Raw genomic sequence first — 20,348 nt, forward strand, 5'->3', positions numbered from 1 at the left:
CGGTTGCGGCACAGGCGAGCCGGAGCGTCCGTCAGACGGGCGTGACGCGCCCCACGCTCGCCCCGCGGGGAGGGCAGACCCGACATTCCGCGCGGCACGGACGGCGCCGAACCCGGGATCGTTCCCCACGATGTCGCCAGGCTGGGGAGCGACCCCGCGTTCGGCTTCTCTCGGTCAGCCGATCGCGCCGACGACGGGGGTCGGGCCGGTCGGCTGCGGCTGCGTGCCGCTCGCGGGCGGGGTCGGCTCGGGCTCGGGGGCCGTGCCGTCGGCCGGGTCCGTCGCGTCGCCCGACGACGCCGGGTCGTCGCCCTGGTCGCCGGCGTCGCCGGTGCCCGGCTCGTCCGTGCCCGACGTCGCGTCGTCCGCGCCGACGCTCGACGGGACCGCCGTCGGCGCCTTGAGGAACGGCCATGGCATCTCGCGCGTGCGGGTGCCCGTCGCCGGGACGGGGCGCCCGTCGCCGTCCGCGTACTCGACGTCCTCCTCCGCGACCGCGTGCAGCGGGTAGACGTTCCAGCGCTCTCGACCGTCGGTCGAGAGCGTCGGCTGGAAGTACCACGCGCCCTCGACGTCGGGCACCGACCACGGACCGTAGGCACCCTCCTCGGTCACGGTGCGCACCTGGCGGCCGCGGTCGTCGAAGATCTGGACGTCGCGCACCGGGTCGCCCGCCGCGTCGTACGCGAACAGGTTGGAGACCTGCATCCCGTCGACCCACACGCCGTCGCCGCCCGGCCCCGAGGGGCCGCCGTAGGAGACGGGCTGCGTCCCGCCGCTCGCGTCGGCCCACCCCTGCTGGTAGCCGCTGTCCCACCCGGACACGGAGACCGAGGCGCTCGCCGCGGTGACGTAGAGCACGGTCGGGACCGCCGCGACGGCCGCCGCGACGGACAGCGGACGCACGACCTTGGGCAGCCAGGTCGTGGGCAGCCAGCGACCCCGACCCCACTGGACGCTCACCACCACCGCGGCGAGCACCACGACGCGTGCGGAGAGGTCCCGCGGCAGGACCGCGACCTGGTAGCCGCCGAGCAGCGCGAGCAGCAGCGTCGCCACGACCCACCCGCGCAGGATCCACCACGCGGGCGTCAGGGTCCGCAGGAACTCCATGACGGAGGCCCACTGCGGCGTCGAGGTGACGGGCCGCCACAGGGATCGCCACCCGGACGAGAGGATCCCGCCGAGCACGAACAGCCGCCCGCGCAGCCCGATGCGGGGGCGTCGTGCGCCGCCCGGCGCGACGGCGGGCGGCAGCCCCGCCGCGGCGCGCAGCTCGGCGGCGTACTCCGCGGGCGGGCCGAAGAACGCGACGAGGTCGAGGCCCGTGTCGTCGGCGACGGTTCCGCCCGGGTCGGCCGGGCCGGCGTCGGGCAGCGGACGAGCGGGACCGCCGCGGCGGGGCAGCGCGCCCGGCGCGTCGACGACCGCCTCGGCGAGGTCGGCCTCGAGCCCGTCGGTGAGCTCCTCGACCTGCTCCGGCCGCAGGTCGGCGAGGTGCGCACGCACCTGCTGCGCGTACGCGTGGACGTGACCGTAGAAGGCCAGGCCCACGGGCGCCCCGGCGGGCTGCTGCGCGGGCGTCGTCGTGCTCATCAGGCGGCCACCTCTCCGGTCCGCAGCAGCGCGGACACGGTGCCCGCGAACGTCTGCCACTCCTTGCGGTGCAGGTCGAGCATCGCCCGCCCCTGCGCGTTGATCCCGTAGTACTTGCGGTGCGGGCCGGCGTCGGACGGCACGACGTACGTCGTCAGCGCCCCGCTCGCGTACAGGCGCCGGAGCGTCCCGTACACCGACGCGTCGCCGACGTCGTCCAGCCCCGCCGCGCGCAGGCGTCGCACGACGTCGTACCCGTACCCGTCCTCGGTCTCGACCGCCGCGAGGACCGCGGCGTCGAGCACCCCTTTGAGCAGCTGCGTGGTGTCCATCCGACCCTCCGTCGGGCGTGGCCCTGGTCCGTCCCGGCACTCGGCCCGCCGGTCGTGGCAGGCTCACGCGATGCACACTACCGCGCGATGCGCAGTACCACGCACACCGACACTCCGATGTCGGTCGGGGGAGACGCCGAACCCGGGGTCGCTCCCCACCCCAGAGCGTGGGCGGGGAGCGACCCCGGGTTCGGCGGGCGCGTCAGGCGATGGACCAGGCGATCCCGTCCAGGATGTCGTGCTCGCTCGTGACGACCTCGGTGAGCGACCCGCCCGCAGCGGCGACGTCGTCGCGCACGCGGCGCACGACCTCCGACCACACGAGCGCGCCCGCGCCGATGACGTCCACGCGGCCCGGGTGCATGAAGCCGAGCGCCGTGCGCTCGGCGCGCGAGCGGTGGAGCAGGTCGTCGCACGCCGCGAGGACCGCGTCGACCGGGAGCACGGCGCCGTCGATCCGCTCCCGCTCGTACCGTGCGAGGCCCAGCGCGTGGGCCGTCACCGTCGTGACGGACCCGGCGAGGCCCACGAGCATCACCGCCTCCCCCAGCGGGACGACGGACGCCGCCTCGTCGAGCGCGGCCCGCACGTCGGCCCGGGCCGCGGCCTCCTCGTCGGCGGTCGGCGGGTCGGAGCGCAGGTGCCGCTCGGTCATGCGCACGCACCCGACGTCCATCGAGAACGCGGCGTCGGGCGTCGTCGTGCCGAGCACGAGCTCGGTCGAGCCGCCGCCGAGGTCGACGACCGCGTAGGGGCCCGGACGCAGGGCAGCGACCGTCGACGTCGCACCGCGGAACGACAGCGCGGCCTCCTCCTCGCCCGAGACGACCTCGGGCTCCACGCCCAGCGCGGCCAGGACCCCCGCGACGAACTCGTCGCGGTTCTCGGCGTCCCGCGTGGCCGACGTCGCGACGAACCGCGTGCGCGTCGCGCCGAGCTCCGCGATCACGTCGGCGTAGCGGCGCGCGGCCTCGAGCGTGCGCGCGAGCGCCTCCGGCGCGAGGCGGCCGGTGCGGTCGACCCCCTGGCCGAGCCGGACGACCTCCATGCGCCGGTCGAGGTCGACGAGCGTGCCCGCGGCCGGGTCGACGTCCGCGACGAGCAGGCGGATCGAGTTGGTGCCGCAGTCGATCGCGGCCACGCGCGAGGTGCCGGGCCCGGCGGGGGCCGGGGAGGGTGCCGTCGCGGCGAGCGCGCCCGGGTCACGGGTGAGAGGAGAGGTGGAGCCAGAGGTCATGCGACCAAGCGTGCCACGACGTCAGCAGGTGCAGCGGTCGGGGCGCCAGACGTCGCGCACCCGCTCGAGCGCCTCGTCGCCCAGCGGGTTGACGCCGGGGCCGGCGGCCAGGGCGTGCCCCACGAGGACGTGCAGGCACTTGACGCGCGTCGGCATGCCGCCCGCCGAGATCCCGTCGATCTCCTCGACGTGGCCCAGCGACTCCCGCTGCGCGAGGTAGTGCTCGTGCGCACGCCGGTACGCGGCGGCGAGTTCCTCGTCCTCGGTGAGGCGCTGCGACATCTCCTTCATGACGCCGTTCGCCTCGAGCGTCGAGGCGGCCGCCACGGCGCCCGGGTGGGTGAGGTAGAAGGTCGTGGGGAACGGCGTCCCGTTCTCGAGCCGCGGCGCGGTGCGGACCACGAGCGGCCGCCCGCACGCGCAGCGCGCGGCGATGCCGACCACCCCGCGCGGGGTGCGCCCGAGCTGCTCCGCGAGGGTCTCGAGGTCGCGCTCGGTGACGACGGCGTCCGGGTCGTCGGCGGGGATGGCCAGGCGGGCGTCGGGCACGGGTGTTCCTTCGGGTCGGTCGGGCGCGTCGGGTCGACGCGTCACCCATTCTCCCCGCTCGACGGGGCCGAGCCGTCGCCGGCCGGTTCCTCGCCCGCGGGCGGAGACTCCTCGCCGGCCCCGTCGTCGGCCGTCCCGGCCCCCTCGCCCGTTCCCGACGACACCGGCTGCTCGCCCGCGACCTGCACCGACGCCCAGATCGCCTCGTACCAGGGAGTGCCGTCCTCGTAGCCCTGCACGGGGCCGTCGGTGATCGTCTGCCCCGTCTGCGGGTCGATGTCGTCGACCACGGTCTCCGGGTCGAGCACGCGCCACGGCCGCTCGCCCGGCATGACGAAGTTCAGGCGGTCTCGCGCCTCGCGCTCGACGTACGCCTGGTCGTCCCAGCGGTCCAGCTCGGACTGGAGGTCGTCGTGCTGGGTCTGCGCCTGCGCGAGGTCGTTGCGCAGCTCGCGCAGCTCCCCCGTCTGGTTGACGTACGCCCGCAGGGTCGGCAGCAGCAGCACGACGGCGAGCAGCACGACGACGGACAGCACCAGGGTCCGGACCGTGACGACCTCGGGCAGGAGGAAGCCGTACCGGCTCCGGCGCCGGTCCTCCGGCGCGGGACCGGCAGCCCGTCGCGACGGTGCCGGTCGCTGCGTCCGCGCGGCGGGGCGGCGCGCGCCCGCCGGCGAGGAGGACTTCGCCCCGCTCGTGCGGCCCGTCGCAGCGCTCTTCCCGGTCGTCGGCCGCGTGCCCGACGCGCCCTTCGGCGCCGCGGGCTTGGACGCCGGCGGGCGGGACGCACCGGCGGCCGTCGAGCCGGAACGGGGCGCCGGCTTCGACCCGGACCCGCGCGCGGGCCCGGTCCCCGGACGCGCGGGGGCACCGGGGCGCGGGGGGCGGCGCGAGGACGGCATGCCCCGATTGTGCTGCCGCGACGGCCCCGGCCCCGGGAGCACGCGCGGTGCGCCCGCGAACGTGAGCCGATCGACACGACATCTTCACCCGCGGCCGTGACCTGCGGCGGCGCGCACCGGCTCGGCGGCGGGCGCGGGCTCGCCCACGCTCGGGGCCGGACACGCTCGGCGCCGGACACGCCGGAGCCCGGCGGGCCGACGAGCGGCCCACCGGGCTCCGGGTGCCGGGTCGCCCCGGCGGGGTTGCTGCGTGACCGGACGGTCAGCTGCAGGTCAGCCCTGCACCGTCCAGCGCGGGAACGCGCCGCGACCGGCGTAGCGCGCGGCGTCGTCCAGCGCCTCCTCGATGCGCAGGAGCTGGTTGTACTTGTTGATGCGCTCGCCGCGGGCGGGGGCACCGGTCTTGATCTGGCCGGCGTTCGTCGCGACGGACAGGTCGGCGATCGTCGTGTCCTCGGTCTCGCCCGAGCGGTGCGACACCATCGCGGTGAAGCCGTTGCGCTGCGCGAGCTCGACGGCGTCGAGCGTCTCGGTGAGCGTGCCGATCTGGTTGAGCTTGACCAGGAGCGAGTTCGCCGCCTTGAGCTCGATGCCCTTGGCGAGGCGCTCCGGGTTGGTGACGAACAGGTCGTCGCCGACGATCTGGACCTTGTCGCCGACCTCGGCCACGAGCTGCGACCAGGCGCCCCACTCGTCCTCGGACAGCGGGTCCTCGATGGAGACCAGCGGGTAGTCGCGCACGAGCTGCTCGTAGTACGCGATGATGTCCTCCGAGCTCGTCGCCTTGCCCTCGAACTGGTAGGCGCCGTCCTGGAAGAACTCGGTCGCGGCGACGTCGAGCGCCAGGCCCACGTCCTTGCCGGGGACGAACCCGGCCTGCTCGATCGCGACGAGGATGAGGTCGAGCGCGTCGCGGTTGCTCGGCAGGTTCGGAGCGAAGCCGCCCTCGTCGCCGAGGCCCGTCGCGAGGCCCTTGCCCTTGAGCACGGACTTCAGCGAGTGGTAGACCTCCGCGCCCGTGCGCAGCGCCTCGCGGAACGAGGACGCGCCGATCGGGGCGACCATGAACTCCTGGATGTCGACGTTCGAGTCCGCGTGCGACCCGCCGTTGAGGATGTTCATCATCGGCACGGGCAGGACGTGCGCGTTCGGGCCGCCGACGTAGCGGTACAGGTCGAGGCCGGCGCTCTTCGCGGCGGCCTTCGCGACGGCGAGCGAGACGCCGAGGATCGCGTTCGCGCCGAGCTTGCCCTTGTTCGGGGTGCCGTCCAGGTCGATGAGGGCGGCGTCGATGAGGCGCTGGTCCTCGGCCTCGAAGCCGATGAGCTCCGGGGCGATGTCGTCGATCACGGAGTTGACCGCGCCCTCGACGCCCTTGCCCAGGTAGCGGGACTTGTCGCCGTCACGGCGCTCGACGGCCTCGAACGCACCGGTCGACGCGCCCGACGGCACTCCGGCGCGGGCGAACGTCCCGTCGTCCAGGACGACCTCGACCTCGACGGTCGGGTTTCCGCGGGAGTCGAGGATCTCGCGCGCTCCAACGGCTTCGATGCTGGCCACAGGTGCTCCTTCGGGGCAGGGCTGCGGGCGCTTCGAATGGGGTGTGGCCGACCCGGGCAGGGAAACCCGGGACGCCGCGTGCGCGCCCGCGACGGTGGTGGGTTTACGACCCCAGCCTAGTGCCCGGATGTGACCTGCGCCGCTGCGTCCGGTCCGTGGTCCCGCACGCGGGACCCTCGACGGGAGCGCCCGTGACGTTGGTCCCGCAGGGGAGGACGACGCGCGGCGAGTCGGACGATCGACCAGGTCTAATCTCGGAGAATCCGGCTCAATTGACCCCCACAACCGTCCAACTCGTTGCCTGCCGCTGCCATTCGCCGGGGCGCGCAATACCGGGCAAGTTCACCCGGTGTTCACCTACCGTTCACCTTGGTCCAGCAGTAGCGTGACGCTACGAACCGTAGTGCTGCCAACGAAGACAGCACCGTTCAAAGGGGTACAAGACGCCATGAAGCTCTATGAAATGCGCTCGGAACGAGCGCGGCGAAATGGGCGGACCAGAAGGCTCATCGCCGCATTCTTCGCCTTTATCCTCGCGGGCACACTCGTGAGCACCCCGGCTGCGGCGGTCACCGATCCCGACCCGTCGTTCCGCCTGACCGCGCACGACCTCGAGTTCATCCTCAAGCAGATCCACGTCTCCGAGGCGCACTCCGCGGGCGGCACGCTGCTCTGCGACGACCCGACCGACAGGAGCGGCAAGTGCGTCCCGAGCCCTGCCCTCCCGTTCGGTCTGCGCACCGTCGACGGCTCGTTCAACAACCTGCTCGCCGGCCAGGAGGAGTACGGCAGCGCCGACCGCCCGTTCCCCCGGCACCTGGGGACCACGTGGCGCGAGGCCGATCCCGGCCCACCGTTCTCGCCGCCGAACCCTCCCGGCGCGACGGACGTGTGCGCAGCCGGCACGACCTGCTACTCGATGTTCGCGCCCGGCAGCTTCGTCTACGACGCCGACCCGCGCATCATCTCCAACCTGATCGTCGACCAGAGCGCCGACAACCCCGCCGCCGTCAACGCGGCGGAGAGCACCGAGGGCGGTGAGGTCCGTCCCGACGGTTCCGTGTACATCCCGAACACGGCGCCGGACGAGGGCCTCTCCGCCCCTTTCAACGCCTGGTTCACGTTCTTCGGCCAGTTCTTCGACCACGGCCTCGACCTCGTGAACAAGGGGGGCAACGGCACGCTCGTCGTCCCGCTGCAGCCCGACGACCCGCTGTACGACCCGGCGTCGCGGACCAACTTCCTCGTCCTCACGCGGGCCACGCGCCTCCCCGGCCCCGACGGCGTCGTCGGGACCTCGGACGACGAGCACAACAACCAGACCACACCGTGGGTCGACCAGAACCAGACGTACACGTCGCACCCCGCGCACCAGGTCTTCCTGCGGGAGTACGAGCTGCGGGACGGCGTCCCGCACGACACGGGCCGGCTGCTGGACGGCACGCTCCCCGGCGGGGGCACCGGAGGCCTCACCACGTGGGCCGACGTCAAGCGCCAGGCGAACGAGGTCCTCGGGATCGCGCTCACCGACGCCGACGTGCTCAACGTGCCGCAGGTCGCCGTGGACCTCTACGGCAACTTCATCCCGGGCCCGAACGGCTTCCCGCTGCTCGTCACCGACGAGGACGGCGACCCCGCGACGGAAGACCCCCTCAACGTGGAGGGGGACGTCACCGACCCCGTCCCGACGGCGAACGCGCTCGGCACCGCGCACGCGTTCCTCGACGACATCGCGCACGGCTCGACCCCGCTGTTCGACGCCGACGGCAACCTCGTCCCGCAGCAGTTCGACGACGAGGGCAGCCCGATCCCGCCGGGTGTCCCCCTGTTCAACGCGGACGGGTCACCGGTCACGGACCAGTCGCTCGCCGGCTACGACAACGTCTCGCTCGACGAGCACTTCGTCACCGGTGACGGCCGCGGCAACGAGAACATCGGGCTCACGGCCGTGCACCACGTGTTCCACGCAGAGCACAACCGCCTCGTCGGCTACATCGACGGGGTGCTCGCCGAGAACCCGGAGCTGCAGAAGGCCTACCAGGGCCTCGAGCACCAGTGGCCGACGAAGCGGTCGGGCGACGAGCTCCCGGGACCGGAGGACGACGACTGGAGCTATGAGCAGCGGCTCTTCCAGGCGGCACGCTTCGCGACGGAGATGCAGTACCAGCACCTCGTCTTCGAGGAGTTCGCCCGCAAGATCCAGCCGAACGTCGACCCGATCGTGTTCAACGAGAACAGCTACGACGCGACCGTCGACCCGGCGATCGTGGCGGAGTACGCGCACGTCGTCTACCGGTTCGGGCACTCGATGCTCACGGAGGAGATCGACCGCCAGGGATTCGGGACGGAGGGGGTCAGCCTGCTCGACGGCTTCCTCAATCCCCGGACGTACGACGACGACGGGACGCTGACCCCCGAGCAGGCGGCCGGCGCCGTCGTCAACGGCACGACCAACCAGGTGGCCGGGCAGATCGACGAGCACGTCATCGGCACGCTGCGCAACAACCTGCTCGGCCTGCCGCTCGACCTCGCGACGATCAACATGCTTCGCGGTCGTGACACCGGGACGCCCGGTCTCCAGGAGGCCCGGCGGACGTTCTTCGCCGCGACCGGGTCGCCGACGCTCGAACCGTACGAGAGCTGGCACGACTTCGGTCTCGGGCTCAAGAACGGCAACAACTTCGGCCGCGGCGGCAGCAACGCGTCGCTGGTCAACTTCGTCGCCGCCTACGGCACCCACCCGACGATCCTGGCCGCGACGACCGTCGACGCCAAGCGGGACGCCGCCTCCCTGCTCGTCAACGGGACGCTGCAGGGCCAGGAGGTGACCTTCCGGGTCGGTGGGAGCGACCGGTTCGCGACGGCCGCCCAGATCAGCAGCGGGTTCTTCGAGCCCGGGGTGCCGGTGGCCTACGTGACGAGCGGGATGAACTTCCCCGACGCGCTCGCCGGCGGGCCCGCGGCCGCGTCCCAGGGCGGTCCGATCCTGCTCGTGCAGCCGGGGACCATCCCCCACGCGACATCGGCCGAGCTGGCCCGGCTGCAGCCGCAGCGCATCGTCGTCCTCGGCGGTGAGGGAGCGGTCAGCCAGGACGTCCTCAACGGTCTGGGCACCTACACCACCGGCGCGGTCACCCGCGTGTTCGGCGCGGACCGCTACGAGACCACGGCCAACGTCAGCGCCTCGGCGTTCCCGGCAGGCGTCGACGTCGCCTACGTGGCGAGCGGGGAGAACTTCCCCGACGCGCTCGCGGGTGCGGCCGTCGCGGCACGTGACGGTGCTCCGGTCCTCCTGGTCACGCAGAGCTCGGTCCCCGCCGCCATCGCGGCCGAGCTCGACCGGCTGAACCCCGGCAGGATCGTCGTCCTGGGCGGCACCGGCGTCATCAGCCCGGCCGTCGAGACGCGGCTCGGCACGTACACGACCGGAGCCGTGACCCGGCTGGGCGGCGCCGACCGCTACCAGACAGCCCTGCTGATCAGCCGGTACGCGTACCCGTCCGGGGCGCCCGCGGCGTTCGTCGCAGCAGGGACCAACTTCCCGGACGCTCTCGCAGCAGCCCCGGTCGCCGGTCTCAGCGGCGGTCCGCTCCTGCTCGTCCCTCCGACGGCCGCGCCCGCCGGCGTGCTCGCGGAGCTCAGGCGCCTCGACCCCGGCCGCATCACGGTGCTCGGGGGGACCGGCGTCATCAGCCCGGCGGTCCAGCAGCAGCTCACCCCGCCGCCACCCGTCCCTGCGGACCTTCCCGCCGACCGGCTCGACTTCGTGCACAGCACGGGCGCCTGGGCGAACGGTGCGGACGGCCTCACGACGACGGGTCTGGAAGACGTCGACTTCTGGACGGGGGGCCTCGCGGAGGCGCTCGACCCGTTCGGCGGCATGCTCGGCTCGACGTTCAACTTCGTGTTCGAGAAGCAGCTGGAGAACCTGCAGTTCGGCGACCGGTTCTACTACCTGTTCCGCAACCAGGGGAACCAGCTCTTCGCGGCGCTCGAGGCGAACTCGTTCGCCAAGCTCATCCAGCGCAACACGGACGCGTCGCTCCTCCCGGCGGACATCTTCTCCGTCCCGGACCCGTCGCTCGACCTCGAGAACCTGCCCGACCCCTGGCCGTCGCAGCTGACCCAGATGGGCGACGGAACGTATCGGTGGGACGGCGACGAGCACGTCGAGATCCACGGCAACCGGACCGAGGCCGACCGCATCCGCGGCGGCCAGGGTGACGACGCGCTGTGGGGCTACGGCGGGAACGACCGCATCGAGGGTGGTTCCGGGAACGACGAGATCATCGGTGGACCGGGCGACGACATCCTCACGGACAGCTTCGGCGACGACAACATCAAGGGTGGCCTCGGCAACGACGCCATCAACGGCGGTCCCGGCGTGAACCTGCTGCTCGCGAGCCACGGGAACGACTTCGTGGTGGGCGGCAACGACACGCCGAACGACATCTTCGCCGGCACGGGGAACGACGTGGTGCTCGGCGGTGCCGGGCGCACGAACGTCTTCGGCGGCGAGGGTGACGACTGGATCCAGGGCGGCTCGCACGCCGACCTGGCCCAGGGCGACAACGCGAACCAGTTCCAGAACGACACGATCGGAGGGAACGACGTCGTGGTCGGCGGACCGGGCAACGACGACATCGAGGGTGAGGGTGGCGACGACGTGCTCGTCGGCCGAGCCTTCGGCACCGACCGGCACGAGGGCGCCATCGGCTACGACTGGGTGACGTACTACGGCGAGAACGGCGGCGTGGACGCCGATCTGAGGTTCTCGACGCTGCAGCGCCCGGACGTCCAGGCGGTCCGCGACCGGTACGACCTCGTCGAGGCGCTCTCCGGCGGTGGCGGCAACGACGTCCTGCGCGGGCAAGGCTTCGGCGTGGACGACATCCCGGACAACGAGGTGCCGCTGCACAAGATGACGCAGGAGACCCTCGACCTGTTCCCCGGGCTGGAGGCCATCCTCCGACCGGGCGGCGGGCACGAGGACTACGCGCTGCGGTTCATGGACGACCCTCTCGCGGCCGACCAGGACGGGCAGAGCAACCTGCTCATCGGGGGGCCGGGCTCCGACCTCGTCGAAGGTCGGGGCGGGAACGACTTCATCGACGGCGACGCATACCTGCGCGTGCAGCTCGCCGTCGGCGACGAACGCTTCGACAACGCGGCCCAGCTCCAGACCCGAGTCTTCTCGGGCGAGATCAACCCGGGCGACATCTCGATCGTCCGCGAGATCGTGGAGGACGACGAGGCGGACGGCGTGATCGACACGGCGGTCTACCAGTTCGACCGGGAGGCGTACGAGGTGACCGACCTCGGCGACGGCTACACCGCCGTCGAGCACACGGGCGCCGCGGAGCTCGAGGAGAGCGACGGCCGCGACGTCCTGCGCAACGTCGAGATGCTGCAGTTCGGTGACGGCTGCCTCGTCCTGGCCACGATGGAGGCGTGCGCGTCCTTCGGGACCGTCACGTTCGCCGGCCAGATCGACCCCCCGACGGAGGACCTGCCGCTCACGGCGACGGTCGTCTTCGACGGGTCGCTCGTCCAGAACCCGACGAACGTCCGGTTCGCCTGGCAGCTGGGCGAGGGCGGCGAGGAGTGGGAGCCGTCCGCGACGGGTGACACGCTGCCTGACGCCCCGAACGGGCGGGTCGACACCTTCACCCCGGGTGACGGGGACGGCGGGATGCTCCTGCGCGTCGTGGTCACGTTCCGCGACGACCAGGGCCAGCTGCGCTCGATCGTCTCGGAGGCGCTGCCCGCGGTCGTCAACGTCAACGACGTCCCGACGCAGCCCGTGCTGTCGCCGGAGGTCGTGACGGTCGGGAGCGGTCTGAACCTCGGCGGGTTCACCGACGGCGACGGGCTCGAGGAGTCGTCCGAGGCCGGGATCACGTACGCGTGGCAAGCGTCGACCGACGGCTTCGCCACGGTCCGGGTCCTGGAGAACGTGGTGCCGACGGCGTACCAGGTGACGGCCGCCGAGGCCGGGCACCAGATCCGGGTGGTGGTCGGCTACACGGACGACCAGGGCACGGCGGAGACGGTGATCTCGACCGTCTCGACGGTGACCGGAGGCCCCTGACCGGGTAGAGCGGCCCGTGGGGCCGGCCGGCACCGGCCCCTTCTCCACCGGACCGCCCTCCTGACGGCGAGGGGGTCCGCCGCTCCGGCGGCGGGCCCCTTCGCCGTGCGCCAGCTTTCAGGCCGGGGTCGTCTCCGCCGCGACGATCTCACCCTCGACGCGCCGCAGCTCGACGCGGAGCGCCGCCTCGGCGTCGAGCCCGTCCGCCTCGGCGCGCGCCACGAGCGCCAGCAGCTCGCGCCCCAGCCGCTCGTCCGCCGTCGTGCCCTCGCCGCCGGCCCCGGTGGCCGCGCCGCCCGACGGCGCCGCGAGCGCCGCGCCGACCGCGTCGCCGAGACCGCCGCGGCCGGCCCGGGAGAGGACCTTCTGCGCGCGGGCGAGCGCACCCTGGGTGTGCGAGATGCCCTCCAGCACCGACGTGCGCTGCTTCTCGGCCTTCTTGATCGCGTCCCACTGCTGGTGGAGGTCGGTGACCTCGGCGTCGGCGAACACGTGAGGGTGGCGTCGCACGAGCTTCGCGGCGAGGTCGGCGGCGACGTCGTCGACGGTGAACGGATCCGGCTCCTCGCTCGCGATGCGGGCGTGGAAGAGGACCTGGAGCAGCAGGTCGCCCAGCTCCTCGCGCATCCCCGCGCGGTCGCCGGTCTCGATCGCGTCGGCCAGCTCGTGCGCCTCCTCCAGCAGGTACCGCACGAGCGACTCGTGCGTCTGCTCCCGGTCCCAGGGGCACCCGCCCGGCGAGTACAGCCGGTCCATGACGGCGACGACGTCGCGCAGCGGGTCGGGGGCGGCACCGGGGTCGGGCGCGGGCTGAGCAGCCGAGGGCAAGGGTGCGGTCACCGGTTCATCGTAGGTTCGGCCGAGCAGGTGGTTCCTGCCGGTCGAGCAGGCGGTCGTGGCTCGTCCGGACGTCCGGACGGGCCACGACCACCTGCTCGGCGGCGGGTCAGCAGGTGCGTGCGTCCACCGCGATGTCGCGTGTCGAGGCGGGTCCCCCGGCGTCGCGCGTCGCCGTGATCGTGGCCGTGGTGGCCGGGACCGACGTCGCGCGGACGGCGAACGACTGGTACGCGTTGGCGCCCGGCGCCACCGCCGGGAACGTCCGCGTCCCGTACGGGGTCGTGAGCGTCACGTCGACGGGCATGGCCTCGCGGTTCGTGGCCCGGACCGCGACGTAGGCCCTGCCCGCGAGGCAGCGCGCCGACGCCTCGACGTCGAGCGCGACCTCGGGCGCGGCGCCCGCGCCGACGAGCCGGGCGACGCCCCAGCGGGCCGTCGACTGGTAGCCCGCGCCCGACGGGTCCGCCCAGTTGCGGATCGCGGTGCGCGCGCCGTCGGACGCGTCGTTGACCTGGAGGTCGAGCCCGTGGAAGCTCCCCTCGCCGCCCTGGTCGGCGAGGTCGACCGCGAGCTCGACGACGTACCCGTCGGTGGTCCGGGACGTCGCGCTCGTGACGCGCGCCCGTTGCGCCGCCTCGTCGCCCGTGCCGAACGACACTGCGTTCTCGGCGCTCACGCGGATCTGGGTGTCCAGGTCACGGTAGGCGCCGTTCTTGGCGTTGCCCGCGTCGACGTAGATCTCGACGGAGTCCTGCACCCACGGGTCGGAGCCGCTCACGTCCACCACCGGGTCGGCGACCTCGGCGAGCACGTAGAGCGTCCGGTCCCGCCACAGGGTGCGGACGGTCGCGACCGCGCCGCCGCTCCCCTGGACCTCCTTCGCGGTGGTCACGGGCGCACCCGCCTCCGCCCAGACGGCGTCGATGTCGCCGTCGACCGCGGGCACGGCCGACGCGTGCGCGACCTCGAGGTACGACAGCTCCTCGAGCAGGCGCAGCGTGCCCGTCGCGCCGGGCGTGTTCCAGGCGGACGTCGCGCCGCCGTCGGTCGCGCGCACGTCGAGCGCGAGCGTGTCTCCGGGCGCGGCGCCGACGAGCGGCAGGTGCGCGACGACGTCGTACCCGCCCGCGCGCTCGGTCACCTCCGCGGAGACCCCCGCGCTCGTCGTCCCGTCACGGCCGACGGCGTGCTCCGTGCCGCCGAGCACGAACGTGACGACATCGGTGGCGTCGCCGGTCGCGTCGTCGACGCTCGCGAACGCGGTGAGGTGGTCCGGGGCCCAGCGGAGCTGGAAGCCCACGTCGCCCGCGGGGGGGCCACCGGGCGCGGCGAACGTGTGCAGCGGGAGCCGCTGCCAGTCCGGGGCCGCGGCGGCGTCGCCGTCGAGCGCGACGTCCCCAGCGAACACGTCGGCCGTGCGCAGGAGGGCGGGCAGCTCGCCGTCGACCACGCCGTGGTAGGCGGGCTTGGCCTTCAGGGCGTCGTCGAAGACGAGCGGCGCACCGCTGTCGACGCGCCAGCTCCGGCCGTCGGTGAGGCCCCACACGGTGACCGAGTACAGGTCGTCGGTGTGCTCGCGGAACACGCGGAACGCGTCCCGGTAGTAGTAGCCCTGCTCGACGAGGTTCGCCTGCGTGACCGGGGTGCCGGTCGTCACGTCGAGCTCGGTGACGGCCTGCGTCACCGGCAGGTCGGCGAACCGCTCGATCGCGCCCTCGAGCGCGGAGACCGGCATCGAGAGGCTCACGTGGAACTGGTGACCCACGCCGTCGACGGGCACGCCGCGCGCCAGGAGGCGCTCGACGAGCGCGTGGTACCGGTCCTGCTTGCCGCCCTGCTCGGTGTTGTAGTCGTTGATGAACAGCGCGACCGGACGCTCACCGCGCTCCTTGGCCGCCGGGTCCGCGTAGACGTCGTTGAACGCCTCGTCGGCGTACGCGAACGCGAGGTCGAGGTACTCCTCGCCGAGGATCCGGAACCACTCCGAGCGGCGCAGGCCGTCGGGGTTCTCCGCGCCGTCCGACACGACCTCGTTCGCCACGTCGAACGCCGTGAGCGGGTTGCCGCCGCCGAACGGGCCGTACGCGTCGGCGAGCGACCCCGCGACGGAGAAGACGTGCGTCCGCAGGCGGTCGCGCAGGACCTGCCGGTCCGCCTCCGACGTCGTCAGGGGTGCGCCGTCGGCGCCCTCGAAGAACCAGTCCGGCGTCTGCGAGTGCCACACGAGCACGTGGCCGTAGACGCGCAGGTCGTGCGCGGCCGCGAAGTCCATCAGGGCCGTGGCCTCGGGGTGCGTGCGGAACGTCCGGTCCTCGTCGTACCAGGCCTCGGGCTTCATGTGGTTCTCGGCCGTGACCTGGTCGAAGTGCCGCAGCAGCAGCTCGGACGCCGCGCCGGAGGTCTCGCGGCTGTCGATCGCGACCCCGATCGGGACGTCGACGGTCTCCTTGACGCCCGTGAGGTCCTCGACCGCGGGCGGCGCCGGCACGCGCAGCACGACGTCGTCGACGAGCAGGTCGCTCGTGTTGTCGCCGTTGTAGTCCGTCTCCAGGTAGAGCAGCGCCTCGTCCGCGGCGGCGCCTGGGAACGTCGCGGTGATCTGCGTCCACCCCGTGCTCGTGATCCCCGAGAGCTGGGCGAGCGTCGAGTACGACGTCGCGCCCTCCACCGTGCGCGCGATGCTGAGCCACACGTCGTCCGCGGGCTGGCCCTCGGCGAAGCGCACCCACGCGCTGAGCTCGTACGTCGTGCCGGCGGCGAGCAGCCCGGTCACGTCGTGCCCGATGCCGTCGCCCTGACCGTCGCGGCCGGAGACGACCGCCGCCTGCGCGCCGCCGTGCGCCACGTCCGTGAGGTCGAGCGACGGCGTCGTCGCGTCGCCCGCGCGCGGGACCCAGCCGCCGAGGCCGTCCTCGAAGCCGGTCTCCAGCAGGACGTCGCCCCCGCGCGGCGGGGTCCCCGCCGGGAACGTGAACTCCCAGCCGGCCGCGAGCCGCTCCGCGACGACCGTCTCGACCGCCGCGAGCGTGCCCGCGCGATCGCCGCCACCGTCGTGCGCGAGCACGACCTCGCCGGGCCTCATCGCGGCGCGCAGGTTCGCGGTGAGGGTCTCGACGTCCTGGGTCTCCCAGTCGGAGATCGTGTTGACGACCGCGAGGGGCTGCATGCCGAGCGCGACGGCCACCTCGGGGGTCGCGCCCCACGAGCCGTTCGGCGCGCGGAAGAACGGCACGGGGTACGCCGGGTCGCCGAGCGCGTCGCGGAGGATGCCGAGGTTCTCGACGAGGTCGGCCCGGACCTGGTCGGCCGACCACGCGCCCATGTCGGCGTAGCCCGTCGAGTGGTTGCACAGCACGTGCCCCTCGTCGACGATGCGGCGCAGGAGCTCGGCGCCGCCCGGCGCCTCGACGTTCTGGCCGATGACGCAGAACACCGCGTGCAGGTCGTGCTCCGCGAGGAAGTCCAGGAGCGCGGGCGTCGTCCCGGGGTTCGGCCCGTCGTCGAACGTCAGGGCCGCGACGTCGCCGGTCCCCTCGGCGAGGCGCACCGGCGTCGGGACAGGGTCCACCGCTCCCCCGGGCACGACGTCGCCCGGGTCGGTCGCGACGGTCGTCACGCGGACGTCGTCGAGGAGGAACGACGGGTGCGCGCCGGAGACCGGTGCGGCCTCCACGTAGAGCGTCGCCGCCGTGAGGCCCGCGGGAAGGGTGTACGTCCCGCCGATCTCCACCCACCCGTCGGCCGTCGCCGCGACGGCCCCGCCGACCCACGTGTACGCGTCGCCCGCCGCGCCCGTCTCCTGCACGGTGAAGTGGACGCCCGAGGACCCGGTGGTGCCCGCGGGCAGCTTGACCCACGCCTCGACGTCGTACGCGACGCCCGGCTCCAGCAGCGCGAGCACGTCGGTCGCGACGCCGTGCCAGTCCGCCGTCCGGCCCGTCACCGCGAGGCTCGACGCCCCACCGTGCGCCTCCGCGTCGGTCAGCGTCACGGTGACCGGCCCCCGTGCGGCCCACGGCGCCGACGTCGCCGATTCGAAATCGTTCTCTAGAACGGTATCGATATCGTTATCGACTTGGACAGACATCGGCACATTACTCACATCCATCCCCGTCGCCGCGCTCGCTCCCCCGCCCGCTACGAGGGTGGCGAGCACCCCCGCCACGGCGGTCCTCCACGTGCGTCTCATCGTCGTCGCTCCCTTGCGATCGGCTGCACGGGCGCATCGCGCCCCGGGCGCACCGGCGCGCCCGGGCCACACCCTAGGGGCATCCACCGGGTTCCGACAATGGTTGAACTATTCCCGATCGCCACCGCGCGCCATCCGGATGACCAGGGCTCTACCTCGCGCGACCACGGTTCTCCCTCGCGCGACCAGGGCTCTCCCTCGGCCGGCCCGGGTCGACCAGGCCGGGCGAGACGACGGGCGAGCGGAGGAGGCCTGGCAGCCGATCAACACAGCAGAGGCCCCGCCCCGGTCTGGGTGAGACCGGGGCGGGGCCGAGGACGCGAGGTCACGACCTCCAGGTGTCCGACAGCGTCACGGAGCCGTCCTGCCCGACCGTCGCGGTGCGGTTGCCGCCGCTCTCCCAGACGACGTTCCCGCCGCCGTCGCGCTTCACGTACTTGTACTCGAACGTCGTGCCCGCCGGCAGGTCGAGGGTCGCGGTCCAGACGGGGTAGCCCGCGGCCGAGAGCGCGACGCCGCTCGCGGGCGCCCAGGACCCGAGCGCCGGGATGCTCCCGACGACGAGCACGCTCTGCCCCCAGGTCGTCGTCGCCGTCACGGAGAACGACGCGTCGCCCTGACCCTCGACGGGGCCGGGGCCCTCGCCGTCGTCCTCGCACGGGTCGCCCGCCGTGACCGTCCCGCCCGCGACCGCGACGGCCGCGCCGCTCAGGGTGTAGTCCTTGCCGCCGTTGTTGTCCCAGGAGCCCGAGCCGTTCGTGAACGCCGCCGTGACGGTCGCGGCCGCACCCGTCGCGCCGTCCGGCAGGGCGATCTCCTTCGCGACCCAGCCGGTGCAGGCCGGGGTCATCGCGACGCCGGGCACGGCGGTCCAGGCGCCCGTGCCGACGCGGTAGTGGACGTTGTACGCGTTCCAGCCCTTGTCGGTCGCGTAGTAGACGGTCGTCGTGCCGCTCGGGTCGACCGGCCCGGGTCCGCCGGTGCCGCCGTCGTCCACGGCGCCGACGTGCAGGGCGAGCGCCCCGTACGCGGGGACCGTCGCGGTGAAGGTGCCGGAGGAGCTCACGGTGTACTTCTTGGCGCAGTCCTTCGACGCGACGACGTCGCAGTACGTCCCGGCCGGGAGGGACGTCTGGTAGGTGCGGGTGACGGCGCTCGCGGTGTTGTTGATCGTCACGTACCCCTTGCTGCCACGGCCGTACGCGACGTGGTTGTTCCCGTCGTCCCACCAGTTCGTCACCGCGGTCCCGGCGACGGCGTTGTGGAAGCCGACCATGCCCACGATCTCGGTCCAGCGCTGCGTGCAGACCCACGCGCTGTTCGAGCAGCTCGCGTCCGGCACGGACGTCGCGGACGCGCCGGGGGCACCGGCGTCCTTGTTGTCCCAGGTGTAGCCGGAGTAGACGCTGGGCGCGCCGTAGGGCCACGAGAGCATGAACGTGTTGGCGAGCTTGTACTTGGCGCCCCACTTGTAGTTCATGGTCTCGCCGTTGCGCTCGGTGTCGTGGTTGTCGACGAACACGCCCGCGCGGTCCGAGGGGAGCTTGTTGTCGCCGATGGTGCGCAGGTCCTTGATCTGGCCGTCGAACCGGGACTTGAGGTCGCGCGCGTAGAAGAACTCGTGCGAGTCCCCGGAGCCGAGGTACTCCGAGGGCTGGATCGGCTCACCGCCCGCGCCGATGACCTCGTGCACCCAGAAGATGTTCGGGTTGGACAGCTTTGCCTTGATGGCGGCGAGGTCGGATGCGGGGATGTGCTTGGCGGCGTCGATGCGGAAGCCGGAGACACCCATGCCGATGAGGTCGTTCATGTACCCGGCGATCTTGCCCCGCACATAGTCGGAGCTGGTGCGCAGGTCCTGGAGCGAGACGAGGCGGCAGTTCTGGACGTTGTACCGGTCGCCGTAGTTGGTGATGTTGGACCGGCAGTCGTTGAAGTCGTTCGGGCCGTACGGGACGCCAGGGAAGTTGTCGACCGAGTAGCTCGTCCCGCCGGTCCCGGTGCCGGACCCGGTGTCGGCGCCGGCGGTGTGGTTGACGACCGCGTCGACGACGACTCCCACGCCTGCGGACTTGCAGGTGCTCACCATGTTCTGGAACTCGGCACGGTTGCCGAGCTTGGACTCGATCTTGTAGCTCACCGGCTGGTAGGAGGTCCACCAGGCCGTGCCCTGGATGTGCTCCTGGGGCGGCGAGACCTGGACGTAGCCGAACCCGGCCGGGCCGATGGTGCTGGTGCACTCGGCCGCCACGGAGTCCCACGTCCACTGGAAGAGGTTGAGGATCACGTCGCCCCGGCCGTTCGGGGAGTCGACGACGGGCGTCGGCACGGGCGGTGCCGCCGCGGCGGGCGCGGCGACCGGGACCGTCGCGGCGAGCGCCGCCCCGAGCGCGAGGGCGGCCGACGCCGCGGCCGCGACGACGCGCCGCAGGCGTCCGTCGCGCCGGACCGTGCGCCCGGGGGCCCGACGGGCGCCGGGCGCCGCTGCGGGGGTGGGTGCCGGCGGACCGGCAGGGTCGGTGGTGCGCGTCATTGCTGCTCCTTCGAGGTGCTGCGGCCGACGACGCGCTCGACATCGAGCGCGTGCGGGCCACGCGGTGCTGTCTGCGCCCCGGGGTGTCGGGCGCGTCCGGGACTCGGCAGCGTTGCAGAGATTTACCGGATATTGCTGCAACCTTACAGAGCCGCCTCGACGCTGTCACGACCGGCCGGCGTCGCGCGCTCCGGTCGCGGCTCCTGTGGGCCGTGCGCCGTGGGCTCCGACGGCATAGCGTCGAGCGGTACGCACCACGGGAGGAGACGACGACATGGGGACCAAGCGCCGCTGGAAGGACCTGACCAAGGGTCAGAAGATCGTCGTCGGGGTCGTGGGTGCAGCACAGGTCACGCTCACCGCCGCGGCGTACCGCGACCTGCTGCGCCGCCCGGCGGAGCAGGTCAACGGCACCAAGCTCGCGTGGGGGCTCGCGCTGCTCGTCAACTGGGTCGGGCCGATCGCCTACTTCCTCGACGGCCGCAAGCCCTGACCCCCATCACGTCGAGCAGGTCATCC

The 20,348-nt window shown here is 73.1% G+C and carries 11 protein-coding genes; 2 read left to right on the forward strand and 9 right to left on the reverse strand.

Translation table 11 applies throughout. From position 1 onward, the window contains the following. Nucleotides 1-174: 174 nt before the first annotated feature. From ACZ402_RS17555 to eno, 6 genes are all read right to left on the reverse strand, one after another. On the reverse strand, nt 175-1,596 hold the full coding sequence (locus tag ACZ402_RS17555; RefSeq protein ID WP_375826047.1) for a hypothetical protein: 1,422 nt from the start codon (nt 1,594-1,596) through the stop codon (nt 175-177). Beyond that, the gene (locus ACZ402_RS17560) at nt 1,596-1,928 is read right to left on the reverse strand and encodes a PadR family transcriptional regulator (protein WP_375826046.1); all 333 of its coding nucleotides are present in this window, start codon (nt 1,926-1,928) and stop codon (nt 1,596-1,598) included. Before ACZ402_RS17560 ends, ACZ402_RS17555 begins: the two co-directional genes overlap by 1 nt. Nucleotides 1,929-2,130: 202 nt before the next feature. Next, nucleotides 2,131-3,165, reverse strand: coding sequence for a Ppx/GppA phosphatase family protein (locus ACZ402_RS17565; RefSeq protein WP_375825158.1), 1,035 nt, complete (start codon nt 3,163-3,165; stop codon nt 2,131-2,133). Between the two features lie 21 nt (nt 3,166-3,186). Then, nucleotides 3,187-3,714: a DUF501 domain-containing protein gene (locus ACZ402_RS17570; RefSeq protein ID WP_375825157.1), complete on the reverse strand. Its 528-nt coding sequence runs from the start codon at nt 3,712-3,714 to the stop codon at nt 3,187-3,189. Nucleotides 3,715-3,755: 41 nt separating this feature from the next. Next, nucleotides 3,756-4,616, reverse strand: coding sequence for an FtsB family cell division protein (locus ACZ402_RS17575; RefSeq protein WP_375825156.1), 861 nt, complete (start codon nt 4,614-4,616; stop codon nt 3,756-3,758). Between the two features lie 273 nt (nt 4,617-4,889). Continuing rightward, entirely contained in the window at nt 4,890-6,176 is a 1,287-nt protein-coding gene (gene eno / locus ACZ402_RS17580; RefSeq protein WP_375825155.1) for a phosphopyruvate hydratase, read from the reverse strand. Nucleotides 6,177-6,723: 547 nt separating this feature from the next. Between eno and ACZ402_RS17585 the strand changes: the two genes are divergently transcribed. Continuing rightward, nucleotides 6,724-12,267, forward strand: a complete 5,544-nt coding sequence (locus ACZ402_RS17585) for a cell wall-binding repeat-containing protein (RefSeq protein WP_375825154.1) — start codon at nt 6,724-6,726, stop codon at nt 12,265-12,267. A 117-nt stretch (nt 12,268-12,384) separates the two neighbouring features. Here the strand turns inward: ACZ402_RS17585 and ACZ402_RS17590 are convergent, their stop codons facing one another. The 3 genes from ACZ402_RS17590 to ACZ402_RS17600 all read right to left on the reverse strand — a co-directional run bounded on the left by ACZ402_RS17590 (nt 12,385) and on the right by ACZ402_RS17600 (nt 19,829). Then, nucleotides 12,385-13,107 (reverse strand): nucleoside triphosphate pyrophosphohydrolase, encoded by a 723-nt coding sequence (locus ACZ402_RS17590; RefSeq protein ID WP_375825153.1) that lies wholly within the window; start codon nt 13,105-13,107, stop codon nt 12,385-12,387. 106 nt (nt 13,108-13,213) lie between these two features. Further along, nucleotides 13,214-17,296: an endo-1,4-beta-xylanase gene (locus tag ACZ402_RS17595; RefSeq protein WP_465285913.1), complete on the reverse strand. Its 4,083-nt coding sequence runs from the start codon at nt 17,294-17,296 to the stop codon at nt 13,214-13,216. 325 nt (nt 17,297-17,621) lie between these two features. Beyond that, nucleotides 17,622-19,829 (reverse strand): carbohydrate-binding module family 20 domain-containing protein, encoded by a 2,208-nt coding sequence (locus tag ACZ402_RS17600; protein WP_375825151.1) that lies wholly within the window; start codon nt 19,827-19,829, stop codon nt 17,622-17,624. Nucleotides 19,830-20,103: 274 nt separating this feature from the next. On the opposite strand from ACZ402_RS17600, the gene ACZ402_RS17605 reads away from it, so the two are divergent. Further along, the gene (locus tag ACZ402_RS17605; protein WP_375825149.1) at nt 20,104-20,322 is read left to right on the forward strand and encodes a PLD nuclease N-terminal domain-containing protein; all 219 of its coding nucleotides are present in this window, start codon (nt 20,104-20,106) and stop codon (nt 20,320-20,322) included. Nucleotides 20,323-20,348 lie beyond the last annotated feature (26 nt).

It is taken from the genome of Cellulosimicrobium sp. NPDC030954, assembly GCF_055571305.1.

What these genes read in the sequence shown, in the direction of transcription:
- ACZ402_RS17555 (WP_375826047.1), bottom strand. Translation starts at nt 1,596, where the DNA reads ATGAGCACGACGACGCCCGCGCAGCAGCCCGCCGGGGCGCCCGTGGGC.
- ACZ402_RS17560 (WP_375826046.1), bottom strand. Translation starts at nt 1,928, where the DNA reads ATGGACACCACGCAGCTGCTCAAAGGGGTGCTCGACGCCGCGGTCCTC.
- ACZ402_RS17565 (WP_375825158.1), bottom strand. Translation starts at nt 3,165, where the DNA reads ATGACCTCTGGCTCCACCTCTCCTCTCACCCGTGACCCGGGCGCGCTC.
- ACZ402_RS17575 (WP_375825156.1), bottom strand. Translation starts at nt 4,616, where the DNA reads ATGCCGTCCTCGCGCCGCCCCCCGCGCCCCGGTGCCCCCGCGCGTCCG.
- ACZ402_RS17595 (WP_465285913.1), bottom strand. Translation starts at nt 17,296, where the DNA reads ATGAGACGCACGTGGAGGACCGCCGTGGCGGGGGTGCTCGCCACCCTC.
- ACZ402_RS17600 (WP_375825151.1), bottom strand. Translation starts at nt 19,829, where the DNA reads ATGACGCGCACCACCGACCCTGCCGGTCCGCCGGCACCCACCCCCGCA.
- ACZ402_RS17605 (WP_375825149.1), top strand. Translation starts at nt 20,104, where the DNA reads ATGGGGACCAAGCGCCGCTGGAAGGACCTGACCAAGGGTCAGAAGATC.